This is a genomic window from Sporolactobacillus shoreicorticis, from assembly GCF_024125445.1.
Classification (GTDB): domain Bacteria; phylum Bacillota; class Bacilli; order Bacillales; family Sporolactobacillaceae; genus Sporolactobacillus; species Sporolactobacillus shoreicorticis.
Map to the genome: position 1 here is coordinate 212,708 of NZ_JAMXWM010000003.1, position 13,917 is coordinate 226,624.

General features: G+C 44.1%; 15 protein-coding genes. 5 read left to right on the top strand and 10 right to left on the bottom strand.

The window, feature by feature from the left end; translation table 11 throughout:
- Nucleotides 1-20 precede the first annotated feature (20 nt).
- The 4 genes from NIE88_RS03935 to liaF all read right to left on the bottom strand — a co-directional run bounded on the left by NIE88_RS03935 (nt 21) and on the right by liaF (nt 3,492).
- On the bottom strand, nt 21-722 hold the full coding sequence (locus tag NIE88_RS03935; protein WP_253059065.1) for a TerC family protein: 702 nt from the start codon (nt 720-722) through the stop codon (nt 21-23).
- 281 nt (nt 723-1,003) lie between these two features.
- Complete coding sequence (locus tag NIE88_RS03940) at nt 1,004-1,642, bottom strand: response regulator (RefSeq protein WP_253059067.1); 639 nt, start codon at nt 1,640-1,642, stop codon at nt 1,004-1,006.
- Nucleotides 1,639-2,676 carry a sensor histidine kinase gene (locus tag NIE88_RS03945; RefSeq protein WP_253059069.1) on the bottom strand — a complete coding sequence of 346 codons (1,038 nt, stop codon included), beginning with the start codon at nt 2,674-2,676 and terminating at the stop codon, nt 1,639-1,641. The genes NIE88_RS03940 and NIE88_RS03945 overlap by 4 nt, the downstream gene beginning before the upstream one ends.
- A gap of 3 nt (nt 2,677-2,679) precedes the next feature.
- Nucleotides 2,680-3,492, bottom strand: a complete 813-nt coding sequence (gene liaF / locus NIE88_RS03950; RefSeq protein ID WP_253059079.1) for a cell wall-active antibiotics response protein LiaF — start codon at nt 3,490-3,492, stop codon at nt 2,680-2,682.
- 262 nt (nt 3,493-3,754) lie between these two features.
- Between liaF and NIE88_RS03955 the strand changes: the two genes are divergently transcribed.
- Complete coding sequence (locus NIE88_RS03955) at nt 3,755-4,189, top strand: ferritin-like domain-containing protein (protein WP_253059081.1); 435 nt, start codon at nt 3,755-3,757, stop codon at nt 4,187-4,189.
- 54 nt (nt 4,190-4,243) lie between these two features.
- Here NIE88_RS03955 and NIE88_RS03960 read toward each other — a convergent pair whose 3' ends face one another.
- Genes NIE88_RS03960 through NIE88_RS03970 form a run of 3 tightly spaced genes read right to left on the bottom strand, consistent with a single transcriptional unit; the run spans nt 4,244 to nt 7,835 of the window.
- The gene (locus NIE88_RS03960) at nt 4,244-5,464 is read right to left on the bottom strand and encodes an ABC transporter permease (RefSeq protein WP_253059083.1); all 1,221 of its coding nucleotides are present in this window, start codon (nt 5,462-5,464) and stop codon (nt 4,244-4,246) included.
- A complete protein-coding gene (locus NIE88_RS03965) occupies nt 5,452-6,204 on the bottom strand; it encodes an ABC transporter ATP-binding protein (protein WP_253059085.1) in 753 nt (250 codons plus the stop codon). The genes NIE88_RS03960 and NIE88_RS03965 overlap by 13 nt, the downstream gene beginning before the upstream one ends.
- Before the next feature lie 14 nt (nt 6,205-6,218).
- Nucleotides 6,219-7,835, bottom strand: coding sequence for a hypothetical protein (locus tag NIE88_RS03970; RefSeq protein ID WP_253059087.1), 1,617 nt, complete (start codon nt 7,833-7,835; stop codon nt 6,219-6,221).
- 251 nt (nt 7,836-8,086) lie between these two features.
- On the opposite strand from NIE88_RS03970, the gene NIE88_RS03975 reads away from it, so the two are divergent.
- The 3 genes from NIE88_RS03975 (at nt 8,087) to NIE88_RS03985 (ending at nt 9,738) form a co-directional block, all read left to right on the top strand.
- A complete protein-coding gene (locus tag NIE88_RS03975; RefSeq protein ID WP_253059089.1) occupies nt 8,087-8,518 on the top strand; it encodes an HIT family protein in 432 nt (143 codons plus the stop codon).
- Between the two features lie 128 nt (nt 8,519-8,646).
- Nucleotides 8,647-9,189, top strand: a complete 543-nt coding sequence (locus tag NIE88_RS03980) for a tryptophan transporter (protein WP_253059091.1) — start codon at nt 8,647-8,649, stop codon at nt 9,187-9,189.
- Between the two features lie 144 nt (nt 9,190-9,333).
- Nucleotides 9,334-9,738, top strand: a complete 405-nt coding sequence (locus NIE88_RS03985) for a YtxH domain-containing protein (protein WP_253059093.1) — start codon at nt 9,334-9,336, stop codon at nt 9,736-9,738.
- 158 nt (nt 9,739-9,896) lie between these two features.
- Here NIE88_RS03985 and NIE88_RS03990 read toward each other — a convergent pair whose 3' ends face one another.
- Together NIE88_RS03990 and NIE88_RS03995 are read right to left on the bottom strand one after the other, a co-directional pair.
- Complete coding sequence (locus NIE88_RS03990; protein ID WP_253059101.1) at nt 9,897-11,132, bottom strand: aminopeptidase; 1,236 nt, start codon at nt 11,130-11,132, stop codon at nt 9,897-9,899.
- 112 nt (nt 11,133-11,244) lie between these two features.
- On the bottom strand, nt 11,245-11,844 hold the full coding sequence (locus tag NIE88_RS03995; RefSeq protein WP_253059103.1) for a YpmS family protein: 600 nt from the start codon (nt 11,842-11,844) through the stop codon (nt 11,245-11,247).
- A 345-nt stretch (nt 11,845-12,189) separates the two neighbouring features.
- Here NIE88_RS03995 and NIE88_RS04000 point away from each other — a divergent pair, with 345 nt between their 5' ends.
- Complete coding sequence (locus tag NIE88_RS04000; protein WP_253059114.1) at nt 12,190-13,080, top strand: peptidylprolyl isomerase; 891 nt, start codon at nt 12,190-12,192, stop codon at nt 13,078-13,080.
- A gap of 107 nt (nt 13,081-13,187) precedes the next feature.
- On the opposite strand, the gene NIE88_RS04005 is transcribed toward NIE88_RS04000, so the two are convergent.
- Nucleotides 13,188-13,721: a hypothetical protein gene (locus NIE88_RS04005; protein WP_253059116.1), complete on the bottom strand. Its 534-nt coding sequence runs from the start codon at nt 13,719-13,721 to the stop codon at nt 13,188-13,190.
- Between the last annotated feature and the right edge of the window lie 196 nt (nt 13,722-13,917).

Below are 13,917 nucleotides of genomic sequence, written 5' to 3' on the forward strand. Positions count from 1 at the left end.
CGCCAAGGCTGAAGGTTTTATTAAACAGATTTTTCAGCGGTGACTGCTTTTTTCATTTGCCGGCCGCCATGCTGGCTTTTCCATCCCAAGTAGAGTACGCCTAAGATAATGAAGAGAAGCGCCGGCCATTTGATCCAAGAGAAGCCGGCAATGGCATCATACACAAAATGATCGGCAAAGATCATCTTCCCCGCGGTAAAAGCGAGAACTCCCGATCCGGCATAGGTAATCCACGCATAATGGTCAACCAGTTTCAAGAACAGAGCACTGCCGCCCATAACCAGTGGAACACTGATCAAGAGACCGATAATAACAAGTACATAGTTCCCTGAAGCTGCGCCGCCGATGGCAAGCACATTATCCAGACCCATGAGCGCGTCGGCCATAATGATCGTGCGGATGGCCGCGCCAAGACTTGTTTTCGCCACGATTTTCTTATCTTGCTTGTGATCTTTAAGCAGGCTGTAGGCAATCCAGACAAGCAGTACACCGCCGACAAGATGCAGCCCCGGCACCTTAAGCAGCCAAACAACAGCAAGTGTGGCAAGCGCCCGAATAACGACCGCACCAAGCGTTCCATAAAGAATTGCGCGTTTTCGTTGATGATCCTGAAGTCGTGCAGCCGCCAGCGCAATGACAATGGCATTATCTCCTGCCAAAATCAAGTCAATGCCCACAATAAGCAGCAACGAGGTCAAGAATTCCAGCGAAAAAAAATCCATTCATTCATCCTCCTCAATTCTTATTATCTGTTTGCACAATAAAAAGCAGCCACTCCGACGATGATCAGAAAGGCTGCCTATGCAGAAAAAAACCTTTGCCCTTTTTCATCCGTCCGAGGCAAAGGTCTCGCCAACAGCCCAACGGCTGCCAGAAAAGCCGGGGATCACTCCCGTAATGACGACTTTACTCTGTTGGCTACTCCCCTTTTACGAGGCTGATTCATTTGTTACAATTATTATATTATGGGACTGTAAATCTGTCAACGCGGATGATCCGCCTGTTATTTTGTAAATAAGTGATTCTGGTAGGCATAGACAGCTGCCTGCGTGCGATCCGAGACATCCAGTTTACTGAAAATGCTGCTGACATGTGTTTTCACTGTTTTGATACCGATAAACAGTGTTTCGGCGATTTCTGCGTTATTTCTTCCGTCCGCAATCAACCGCAGAACTTCCTTTTCTCGTGCAGTCAACTGATCAAACGGTTGCGGATTCCTATGCAGACCCGCCACGAGTTTCTGTGCCACTTTCCCGTCAATGACTGTTTTCCCACGATGTGCTTTATGAATCGCCTGAATGATTTCATCAGATGATGCTGTTTTCAGTAAGTAGCTCATTGCACCTGCTTCGATCGCCGGAAAAACCTGTTCGTCGTCGTAAAAACTCGTCAGAATAATGATTTTCTTTGATGGATCTTTGGCAAGAATCTGCTTTGTTGCATCAATTCCATTGCCATTCTCCATAATCAAATCCATCAAAATCACTTCCGGCTGCAATGCTTCAAATGACTTGACGGCTTCATCGCCGCTCGATGCTTCTCCGACAAGTCCAATATCTTCTTCCGTTGAAAGATAAGCCTTTAATCCTTTCCTGACCATGTCATGATCATCGACGATCATTACCTTAATATTATCTGTCATATGCCCTTTTCCTCCCTATGAATAGGCACACGGATATGGATTGATGTGCCTTCTCCTTCATGTGTTGCCAACATAAAATGACCGCCGATCTCCTCGGCACGCTCTTTCATCGTCTTCAACCCGTAGGAAGCCACCTTCTCTTGCTTTGGATCAAAGCCCTGTCCGTTGTCGAAAACGGTGAGTGTGACGAGCTGATCTTTTTCATGAAGAGACAGAACGACCCTTGTCGCCTCTGAATGACGAAGCGCATTGGAAAGTGCCTCCTGACTGAGCCGAAATAAATGATTTTCCACACCTTTAGTTAATCCAGGCACCGGATCAATCGACGCCTCAAAATGAATCATCGTTTTGCCGTCCAATTCTCGGATCAATCGTTCTAATCCTCTATCCAGCGATTCATTATTTAAACGCACCGGTCGAAGATGCAGCAGCAGGGCTCTCATTTCTCCTTGGGCCTTACGGGCAATGTCTGAGACGTCGGCAATATTTTCTGCCGCAAGATCCGGATTGCTGTGAATCGTTTTTTCAGCCGCCGAAGCGAGCATTGACAGGGCAAACAGCTGCTGACTGACCGCATCATGTAAATCTCTCGCCAAACGTTGCCGTTCTGCAGTTACCGCCTCGTTTTTAACTTTTACATTCATTTGTACATTTTCATCAACCAGCCGCTGCAGGGACTTTACCTGCGTGTCAATTTTATCGGCAAGCTCATTTAAAGATTGTTCCACATGGCTGATCGCTCCGCCGCTCTCAACGTTCATCCTCGCCGACAGCTTTCCCGAAGACAGCGTCTTGACAAACAGGTCAATGCTGTCCAAATGGTCAAGAAGCAGCCGATAATCCTTTGTTAAAGCATTCGTTTCTAAAACAAATTGAATCAGGAAGCTGCAGAAAAAGCTCAACGCACTGATAAGCAGGGCATGATCTGATGGAACAAACCAGAAAAAGATCTGCATTGCTGCGAAAAGCAGGAGTGATGAAAAGAAACTGACAATGAATTGGAATCTTGCTGTGCGAATTCGATAATTATGCATCAATCACACCTGCGCAATACTTAAATCAATGACCTGAAAGTCAAAGTTAAAGTCTATTTTTCGCGTTGCTTCATCATAGTTCGGGGTCTGATAACTGACATTGCGCAGCACACCGCTCTGTTTGTTTTTTCCGATTTTCGCATCCCCCACCTTCGCCCGCAGATGAATTCTGTATGCGAGATCATCTGGTAAAGTTATTCGAATATTCCCTACCCATCCGCTCAAGGTAATCGGAATCGTTTCTTCAGGAATAAATGCCTTGGTGAAATCAAAGGTATAATCGCCGATTCGTACACGTTCGTTCATCGGCTTAACCATCCAATTATCATGCTTAAAGGTCGAATCATTTACAAATTTATAAGAATCATGCTCGTTTTTTGACGATTCATCCTTATCGTCTTCATTATCCCATGCAAAATCAATACGATGATTGTGGTGCTTTCGCCAATGCCTTTTGCGCTCATCGGTTACGGAAACCGTAAAGTTTTTTCCGAACAGCATGCCTAATCCAAAATAAATGATTAAATAGGGCCATAGTTTCCAGAAATCCGTCCATTCGAAAACAATGAGGTCCGACTGACCGGCATAGAGCAAGCCACCGTAGATCAAAAATAAAAATCCCCAGAAGACATGCGGCTTTTTTCGGTCAAAGAGTGGAATGACAAGCAGCAGCACTCCAAATAGAATTGCCAAAAACGGAAAGTAAGTGCTGAAAATCGGCATCATTCCCTGGGAAATAAGATTAAGACTGTCAAGCAGCCAATAGACGCCAAGCAAAACGACAGCCAGCGCAGCCAGCAGTTTTCCAAAAGACATTTTGCCTCATCCTTTCTTCGCTATCATAAGCCGCGTCCGAGCGGCGCCTGTACAAAGTTTATAGTTTAACTATACAGAGTAGTGCGCTTCATTTCCATAGACTGTGAACGGTTTTTTTCTCCGTCCCAAGTCGGAACGATCGGTATAAAAATGTGAACGGATCATGACAATAAGGATTATGTCCAACGTTTTCCACTGAATAGGTTTATTATTAAAATTGTGAGGGTCATTTGAAAATATGTTTGATGAGAGGGTGAATGAGATGGACAAAAAAGTCCAGGCATTAATTGATGGTCTGAACAAAGACCTTGCAGGCGAATATTCTGCAGTGATTCAGTACAATTATTATGCGACAACGGTATCTGGTCTGAACTACCAAATTCTCAAACCTTTTTTTGAGGAAGAGATTCCTGATGAATTAGGTCATGCCGCATATCTTTCTGAAAAAATTGCGAACCTCGGCGGTGAACCGACAACCGTTCCTGCCCCGGTTGCCACGGTGAGCGATGCCAAAGCGATGCTCGAAGGAGCACGTCAGGCTGAAGCAGACACACTGGACAACTATCGTGAGCGCCGCAGTCAGGCTCAAGAACTCGGTATGATCGAACTGGTTGTTAAATTGGAGGATATGATCGCTGACGAACAGAATCACTTGGAAAAATTGACAAAGATCTTGACTGATCCCGTTTTTGCCTGAAAATAAGATCCAAAAAACCGGAGCGGAGGATGATCCCCGCCCCGGTTTTTCACTTTATTCTGCCGGCTGTCGAATACGACGTTTTGTAAAAACATAAGCGAAAATCAGACTGACAGCAAAGCCTGTACAAAGGAAAAGAAGAAAATCAATGAACGAGCGCGCACCGGCCCCTGCTGCAATGCTCAGTACTGCGGCTTGTCCAACGAGAAACCGTGCAATCATTTGAACGAACGGATCGTTTTTCAAGCGTTTACTAATCGGATACAGCCCAGCAAGTGCCTGCGGAAAAGGATGGCTCCAAATCGGCAGGAGCTGTAACCCGGTCAAATAGAGGACGGACACCACAATGAAAACGGAAAACCATCCGACGTTGAGAAAAAAACCAAGCAGTGCGCCAATGACCGTCAACCGCACGTACATTCCTAAATATTCGTCAGAACGCAGGAACGTTTTAATAAACAGCTGCTTGAACACCTCTTTTTCTTCAAAATGCTGAACCGGGAATAATCCGCTGAGTATGCGCCGCGGACGGGTACGTCTTCTCAATCGAGGAACATCTGTAAACAGATTAGCAAAGCGAAGAAAAGTCATGGCCTGACGGTTATCGCTGTCGCATATACTGTTCCAGTGCAGCAGCCCTCCTGATGCCTGGCGGCGAAACAAAAAAAATAGTGTAAGCAGCATAATGGCAACGCATGCCCCAATAACATAAAGGGGTTGACGGCTGAGTACAAAATAGAACAGACAAAAGGTAAGAACCGTTCGCAGGAAACGGAGCGGCATCGTATCCTCAATAAACTGCTCCTGCCAGCTGCAATCAATAGCCCATGCTTTCGCAGCAAGCAGGACAACTGCCCCAAGTAAGAACGAACTGCCACCATAACCTGATTCATGACTGTAGAGTGGCATGCTGATGATCCACACACCCAGTAAAGTGACGCTCTGGATCATAAAACTGTACCATCTGCTCCTGCGAAAATAATCGTCAAGTTCTGATTCTGCAGGCAATAAAAAGACCAGATCCGCACGCCTGATAAATGTCCGAATCGGGGCATGGGCACAAACAAAAGTCAACAGAATACTAACTAAAAGCGTTCCCGGGAAATGGTCAGGCAGCAGATCCAGCCACTTTTTATAGTAGAAGCCGCCGATCAGAATCATGGCATAAATGAAAAACATCAACCCACTATTTCGTCCAATCAGATTCCAATAACGAAGCTGCATCTGAAAATTGTCCCGGCAGCGCTTTTTCCAGAGCCTGTTCATTTCATCCATTGCGTCTCGCCCCTCGCTACGGCCAGATAGATTTCATGAAGACTTGCCTTCTGGTCTCCAAATTGCTGACGAATCTTATCCAGGGTACCTTGCACGGCGATTCGTCCTTCATGCAAAATGATGAACCGGTCACAATATTGTTCTGCAGTCGTCAATATATGTGTGGACATCAAAATGGACGCGCCGGAGCGTTTCATATCGCTCATAAGGTCGAGCAGCGATTGAATGCCAATCGGATCCAGACCGACAAAAGGCTCATCTACAATGTAGAGATCAGGCCGAACAAGAAAAGCACACATGATCATCACTTTCTGGCGCATCCCTTTTGAAAAATGTATGGGAAACCAATGTTTCTTCTTTTCCATATTAAAGAGACGAAGCAGCCGCTCACTTCGTTCTTCATAAGTCTTTCTATCTAAATGATACGCCATCGCCGTCGTCTGCAAGTGTTCCTCTAATGTCAGCTGTTCATAGAGTTCCGGCATTTCCGGAACATAGGCAATGCTTTTTCTGTAGGAACTCTTGTCCTCTCGAAGTGTTTTTCCGTCAACACGTATCTCACCGGAAAAGGGTTGTAGAAGTCCAAGAATATGTTTAATGGTCGTACTTTTGCCGGCGCCGTTCAAACCGACCAGACCGACCAGTTCACCCGCGTTCATCTCAAACGATACGTCATGAAGTACCGGACGCTGCCGAGAATAGCCGCCACTTAATTGCTTTACAGTCAATACCGGATTCATAGTTCTAGCCTCTTTCATTTTTTTCCTTGGAGAGTGAACGTTTTTACTGCCGAAACAATTTCATCCGTATCAATATAATCGACAGCCACTTTGTCGCCAGTCTTTAAAAAGACACTGTACGGATTTTGAGCTGAGGTCACAGTGAAAATTTTGTCGCTGCCGTCAACCATGAATTGGACCACGGTCTGACGCGAATCGTTATCCTGATACTTGTAGACCTGAGTCACATCGCCGCTCTGTTTTTTTAACAGGGCCTTGTTTGTCGGAGAGGCGCTGTCGCCGCCCAGTTTGGTCGCAACCGCGTATTTATAGTTATCGAACAAGCTGCGCTTATCAGTCTCCGCACTGTAGACATTCTCATTTTTCGCATGAATCAGCATCATTTCGCGCAATACATTGTTGCTGTCCATCAATGGCACCACCCATGTTTCCTGTCCGTAAATCGTGTAGAGGTTGGGAATACCTGCCTCATATTTATTCTGTTTAAATGTTTTTTCGGCGACATTCATCGCGGATTTTCCGTTAAGCAGGCCGTTTGCGTTTGAATAATAAGTGATTTTTCCGGTTCGTGTGTTCAGCATGGAATAGCCGACCATCGCACCGCTTCCTGACTTCGGCCTCGTAAAATCGGTGAACCAGTTCAACCGAAGTGCGTGATCAAAAACGCCGTTCACCTCGTCGGAATGCGACCATTCGGTCGGCCGCTTGACGTCCTCCTGAGCAAACAGTTTATTCCAAAACCCGTGCACGTTCTCTCCGTACCAATCATTCCACTGTTCTGCAACATTTGAAGGAATGGCTTGGTCAATGAATGCAGGCAGTTTATCCATTGTGTACTGACGCACATTCCCTGTTTTCGGATCAACAACAAATACGCCCTTAATATCAGGGATTTGCCGCAGCTTCTGATAATAGCCGTAGGCAACTACATAATAAGGGTTGCCTGTTTCGTCCGGTTCGAAACTCGGGCGGAATAAAATCGGCTTTGCATGCTTGCTGCGCACGAGCCGCTTCAAGTTCTCCGAAAAATAGGCAGACGGCACATACTTCATCTCTTTTTTTATCAAAGAAGCATTCGCATTTTCGTCTTCGGCGCTCATTCGAATATACCCGGGAACGCGATGGCTTTTCATCCATTTAAAAAAGCCGCTGTACTCAATTGGTGTCACCCAATAGAGATGTCCGTCGATTTTTTGCAGTGAGGTATGACCCAGTTCATAATAGGAGACATGCGCAAGCTCGCCCAGTACTTTTTCACTTTTATAACGTGCATATCTTTCCGGAACGACAGGAATATGCTGCTCATTCATCGCTTGCGCCGTGCGGTCGACCACCGTCGTTTTGGCCGCGGCAAAATCATATTTCGCCTTTGTCACTGCAAATGGGTAAATAAACTGAAGAAAGCAGAAAAACAAAAGCATCAGTATTCCGGCACATACATTTATCGAGATCAGATGCTCTTTTGAATAAACAAGATCAAAAACAAGAAACAGTCCCCAGAAAAGCGATCCATAGCTCAGGAATGCCTGCCATGTATGATCGACCAGTCCAAAGTATGACAGAATAAACAAGATGATCAGGCCCGCAATGACTCGAGCCGCCTGAATCGCTAAAAAGAGTTTGCTCCTCATTTTTTTCTTCCACACAAATGGGTTTAAGGTTAATGCAAGTAAACTGAATAAGTAAATCATAAGGTCCCCCGTCTCTGGTCTGTAACGGTCGGCCGATCATGCGCCGACGTCTTTTAATTATATTGTAACGTACTTCAAGGATCAGACGCCAGATCTGAATTTTATATTCATCATGATCCTGCCCAATCCCTTTATGAAACCGGTAAAAAATGTGCTAAAATAAGAAAAAAACATAGACGAGGATGATTTTTATGTGCGAGGCATCGAACTGCATTTTCTGCAAGATCATTAATGGAGAAATTCCAAGCGCAAAAGTATACGAGGATGACAACATCTTTGCATTTCTCGATTTGGGACAAGTAACTAAGGGACATACGCTGATCATTCCTAAGGTACATCGGAAAGATATTTTTCATTTGGAACCTGAAATTGCTGAGAAATTATTCAGTAAAGTGCCGGTCATCGCAAAAGCAATTCAAAAAGCCTTCCATCCGGTCGGTATGAATTTGTTGAATAATAACAGCGAACTCGCCGGTCAGAGCGTGTTTCATTACCATCTGCACCTGATCCCTCGCTATGGGAAAGACGACACATTCTCATTCCGTTTCCAGTCGCACATGGATGAATACTCAGATGAAGCTCGCGCCGAGATCGCTCAGGCGATTGCAAAAGAGATTCATTAATTTATGTAAAAATTTCTGAATTTGAATTGAATTTTTCATATAACACGTGTATAGTATTGAATACACCTTGCAGCAGGCCGTTGGGGCACTGTTGAAGGAAACATCAGCTCAGTTGAGGAGAGATCAGCGTGAAACTTAAGAATTTGATTATTGTTGCTCTATTACTTGCCATTGGTACTATATTGCATGCGTTAGTTCCGGGATTCCCTATGAAATCCGATTTTGGACTTGTGATGCTTTTTATATCCCTACTCCTTTTCGCTACACCAAAGAGCTTTCTAATTATCGGGCTTGCCGACGGGATTTTGGCAGGATTAACAACGACACTTCCGGGAGGATTTATTCCGAATGTTGTAGACAAGTTGATTACGTCTACCGTTGTTTTCTTTGTTTTCTACTTAATCGTCAGGCACCTGCAGCCAAGAATTAAGTATGTCTTCGGAGTTGTTTTAGCAGGTCTGGGTACTGTGCTCAGCGGGACGATGTTCTTGACTGTGGCTATTCTTGTTGCAGGTATGAATTCGTCATCATTCGGTTTCTTGTTTGTCACCATGGTGCTCCCAACTGCACTTGCTAACTTGGTACTTTTCGCTATCCTTTATCCAATTATCGTCAAGATTGGTGAACGAAGCGGGTTCTTCCGGACCGCACCGAAACCGACACTTCATTGATTACTAAGCATAAAGCTCTGCTTCTTTTTAGAGGCAGAGCTTTTTTACTGCAATTTGCGTTTTGTTTTTAAGTGATAAGCAGCGTCGGCTAGGGTATAATAGAAGTAATCACGAACGTATACTTTAATTGAAGAGGTGAATGAAATGGGAAAATTTTTCTCGTACACAATCGGAGCCATTGTCGGTGGGGTAGTTGGCGGCACGATCGTTCTCTTGACAACCCCTAAGAAAGGTGAGGAAATTCGAAGCGACATTAAGGAAAAAGCGGTTTCCATTCAGCAGCCATTAAAGGATGCGGCAAATAATTTAAGCTTGGTTAAGGATCGTGTCATTGCACTTAAAGATGACAGCGTACCGGTTCTCAAATCGGCAGTCTCGGATATCGGCAATCTGCTGCAAGAGTGGAAAGAAGATGTCCAGCCCTATCTGACGAAAATCAAGAACAATGTCGTTCAACTGGAAGCGGCAAAAGAAAAGCTGACAAACAAACTGACGGAGCATTCACCGGAGAAAAAGCCGGGTGAAGAAGAGACACCGCCATCACTTTAACAACAAATTATTCAGCCGAATTAACACTAAAAAGACTGGTGCATTGTGCATCAGTCTTTTTATACAAATAAGTATAAAGCAACTAAGGCTTGGCAAAGTCAAGTTTTCTAATGATCTGCAATGAATAGATCAACAGCAACCAGCCATTTTTTCTTTTGTTAATCAAAAGCCCAGACACCGTTGCGGAAAACAGGCTCCCATTCACCTTCCGCATTCTCACCGTCAATATCTAATTGATCGGAGCCTACCATAAAATCAACATGAATCAGACTATCGTTCACTCCATGTTTTTTCAATTCCTCCACCGACATCTCCGTACCGCCGTCGAGGCATGTCGGATATGCTTTACCAATTGCCAAATGACAGGACGCGTTTTCGTCATAAAGCGTCGTAAAGAACACGAGACCTGATTTCGAAATCGGCGAATCATTGGGTACAAGCGCGACTTCTCCTAAAAAGTGCGATCCTTCATCCGTTTCAATTAAATGATTGACCAGTTCTTCGCCTTCCTTGGCATTCACGTGTGTAATGCGTCCGTTCTCAAAAGTAACCGATAACTTTTCAATTAATTTACCGCCGTAAACGAGTGGACGAGTCGCCATGACCGTTCCGTTGACTCCATTTTTTACAGGCAAAGTATAGACTTCTTCAGTGGGAATATTTGGAACAAATGTCGTTCCTGAGCTGTTCACCGCGGATCCGCCGTCCCAATGGTATGCCGGATCAAATTCAATCTCTAGATCTGTGCCCGGAGCTTTATAGTGCAGCCTTTTATATTTTTTCTTATTAAGAAACGAAACCTTATCGGCAAGTGTTTTCTTGTGGTCTTCCCATGCTTGTACCGGATCGTCACAATCCACTCGTGTCATTTTAAATATAACGTCCCATAAATCAGCAAGCGCAAGCTCTCTGATTTTTCCGGGAAACAATTTCTTCGCCCAATCAACGGTCGGATAGATTAAAATGGTCCAGCTCACACGGTCGGACATGCGATAATCATAATAAGTGTTCAATGCGCGCCACATCGTCTCTTGGTCAAGTGCCGCCTTTTTCGGATCAATACCATCCATCATTCCAATTCCGGTTGTCCGGATATCAATACAAGCGGCTCCCCTCTTGACCAAATCCTCAAGTTTATTGGCTTTCCAAACCGGATAGTCGCCGATTACTGCATCAGACGCGTGCTTAAGACGCAGATGATCGAGCTTATCATCCGTCCAGTTAAAGAACACGCGTTTCGCACCGGCCTCATACGCTTTTTCCGTTACAATGCGTACAAGTTCGCCCGCATCAATCGGCGCCTTGATCAGCACTTCCTGTCCTTTCTGAACATTCGCGCCTACCTTTACGGCCAGTTCCGCATATTTTTCGAGTTTTTGAGCAAAAGTTTTCAAATGAGTGCCCCCCGTCTTTAATTTGCATGAACAACTTTTATTTACCAAATCTATTTTAACACTCGGTACAGCTATAAATGCAAACGTTACCAATAATTAGAGAAAACTTTTCTTATTTCATCTGATGGACACTGAACGTGACATCATTTTTAGCTAAATTAATCGTTTGTGCACGCAGGTAAAGCCCCTTTTGCACTTGAACATCAGTCAAATTAATGTAAATTTGCCGCTTGTTCGGCTGAATAGCCACCCATTTAGGAAATTTTGATCCGCTTTTCAAAAAACTGAGTACCTGTTTGTCTGGCAAAGGAATACTGCCCAGTTTGACATCGGTTTCTTTCAGCACAATATCGCCATTAGATACCGAGGGCGTGAAGGTCAAAGAAAACGGAATTGCAGTAAATAAGAGTTTATACTTACCGTTCAAAACAAGGTGATCGTCAATATCGATATGATAGGTGAGCCTGTTGTTTCCATTAGAATCAATTTGATCATTAATCATATTTTCCAACTGCTGCTTGTTCGCTTGCACGGAAAAAATCGCTTTTCCTTTCGTGCGATCGGTTCGCGGTATCGGATGATCCGCCGCAGAGAAACCGTTGGTCAGCATGGCAAACACAACAACTACTGTGGCTAATTCAATCACAAGTATTGATAATAAAGCAAGTTTCCATAAATTTTTCTTTTTCTTGGGATAAGTTGCGGCTTTCACGTTTCTTTGCCCTCTCCTTTACACTCCGCTCTATACAGATGCAAGCACGCCGAGATTTTTTACATAGTGAGACATGCCCATAGTTTATTTATTATAACGCAATTTGTAGCTTATGCGAAACATGTCAAAAGCAAACCTGTGATTTCTAAAAAAACTGCAAGTCGGGAATACATAATGCATAAATCGTCAATAACTCGACAATAAGGGCACGTTTCAGTTAGAATGAACAGTGTCGTAGACAGTCGGTGCAGATGCCTGATAAAAACGCACTGTTTGCGACGGATAACCGCGCGCAACTACGAAATACTGTTGTAATGTGGACAATATAAAATAGGAGTGGACGTAGTGAAGAAATTAATGACGATTCTGGCCGCCGTTATTGTTCTTGCAAGTCTTACGGCTTGCGGGAACGGCGGAGATAACGCCGCAGTTGTTACAACGAAAAGCGGTAATATTACAAAAGAAGACTTTTATAATGAATTGAAAAAAACCAATGGAGAAGCCGTTCTTCAAAATATGGTTTACGAAAAGCTGTTGGAAAAGAAATATAATGTGTCTAAGAAGGCAGTTGACGCGAAGTATAACCAAGTTCGCAAAACTTTCTCATCCGAAGATCAATTTAAGCAGGCGCTGACGCAGAACAATTTGAACGAAACTAAGTTCAGACGGCAGATTAAAGACTCTCTGATGATGACGAAAGCGCAGCAAGACGGTATCAAGGTCACAGACAAAGCGCTTAAGGATTATTACAACAAGAACAAAGTGCAGTTGACTGAATTGAAGGCGAGTCACATTCTTGTTAAGTCAAAGAAGACCGCACAATCCATTCAAAAGAAATTAAAAGACGGAGCCGATTTTGCTAAATTGGCCAAGCAATATTCAACGGACACAGGTTCTAAAGATAAGGGCGGCGAGCTTGGCTGGTTCAAACAATCGACTATGGTTCCCGAATTCAGCAACGCAGCGATGAAATTAAAAACCGGTCAAATTAGTCCACTTGTTTACTCGAGCACCGACGGCGGCTATCATATTATTAAGCTTGAAGGTAAAAAAGATTCGTACAATGATCTGAAAGCCTCCGTTAAAGAAGCTTATCTGGCAAGTAAGGAAAAGTCTCAGGATACGGTAATCAAGAACTTGATTAAGGATGCTGACGTCAAAGTGAAAGACAAGTCCTTCAAGGATCTTTTCAATTCGACAACAACATCAACATCGACACCAACGACTCAGCAGTAACACCGGGCAAGACGAGAACACGAATCGGAGTTATTTATCCGACTCGTGTTCTTTTTTTGCGCTGAGTCATATAAGTTCATTCAACGCTGTCAACTCTCACAAAATAATTACTCATCTTCGAACAGGGTTGCTAATAAATGACAACCGGTCACTTTTGACTGATTGAGGCTGATTCCTTCCGGCAATTTTGGATCTGCGGTAAAAGTCATGACGTAATCGCTGCCTCCATCGGAAAACGTGTGATCTACGGCAAAAATTGTGGTCGTCACACGATTAAAGAAAATGAAACCACCATGGTCTCCGGTCAACACCACAATAGCCGGGCTGGTCTCTGCTTTCTCAGTAATGAACGTATGTCCCGTCTTGTCTCTTCGCCAAATCTGTATAAGCGCCGGTACACGCATGGAGATTGAAGTGGACAAGCTTATTCTGTTAAATGGCAGTATACCGGCAGGTCGCCACTCAACTGCCGCATCAAGCCAAATACCTGCTTCACCGATCGGTCCGCTTACCTTCAGTTCACTGATTACATGATCTTCACAGAACGGAGCCGATTCCGTATTGCTGTGCTGCCTTCTTTTTTTATCACCATCGTTGTCCGAGTTCAGGCCTGCCCCCTTATTGTTTGAATCATTTCGCACATCTGTCACTTCCTATCTGTTTCCTAGTTCTCTTATAGTCTATTATTTTTTAGTCTTGATTGTATGGACCGATAGCGGAAGTGATCCACACAATTTTCGTTCAGCTATTTTTCACTGAAGTTTACCTGTTTTTATAAAGCAAAAAAACGAGATGAAAACACACTCATCTCGTTTTTTATATTAAGATCACATGGAA

Bases quoted from the DNA above. Each gene is read 5' to 3' on its own strand.
- NIE88_RS03935 (WP_253059065.1), bottom strand. From the start codon at position 722: ATGGATTTTTTTTCGCTGGAATTCTTGACCTCGTTGCTGCTTATTGTG.
- NIE88_RS03965 (WP_253059085.1), bottom strand. From the start codon at position 6,204: ATGAATCCGGTATTGACTGTAAAGCAATTAAGTGGCGGCTATTCTCGG.
- NIE88_RS03960 (WP_253059083.1), bottom strand. From the start codon at position 5,464: ATGGATGAAATGAACAGGCTCTGGAAAAAGCGCTGCCGGGACAATTTT.
- NIE88_RS03985 (WP_253059093.1), top strand. From the start codon at position 9,334: ATGGGAAAATTTTTCTCGTACACAATCGGAGCCATTGTCGGTGGGGTA.
- NIE88_RS03955 (WP_253059081.1), top strand. From the start codon at position 3,755: ATGGACAAAAAAGTCCAGGCATTAATTGATGGTCTGAACAAAGACCTT.
- NIE88_RS03975 (WP_253059089.1), top strand. From the start codon at position 8,087: ATGTGCGAGGCATCGAACTGCATTTTCTGCAAGATCATTAATGGAGAA.
- NIE88_RS03940 (WP_253059067.1), bottom strand. From the start codon at position 1,642: ATGACAGATAATATTAAGGTAATGATCGTCGATGATCATGACATGGTC.
- liaF (WP_253059079.1), bottom strand. From the start codon at position 3,492: ATGTCTTTTGGAAAACTGCTGGCTGCGCTGGCTGTCGTTTTGCTTGGC.
- NIE88_RS03945 (WP_253059069.1), bottom strand. From the start codon at position 2,676: ATGCATAATTATCGAATTCGCACAGCAAGATTCCAATTCATTGTCAGT.
- NIE88_RS03970 (WP_253059087.1), bottom strand. From the start codon at position 7,835: ATGAGGAGCAAACTCTTTTTAGCGATTCAGGCGGCTCGAGTCATTGCG.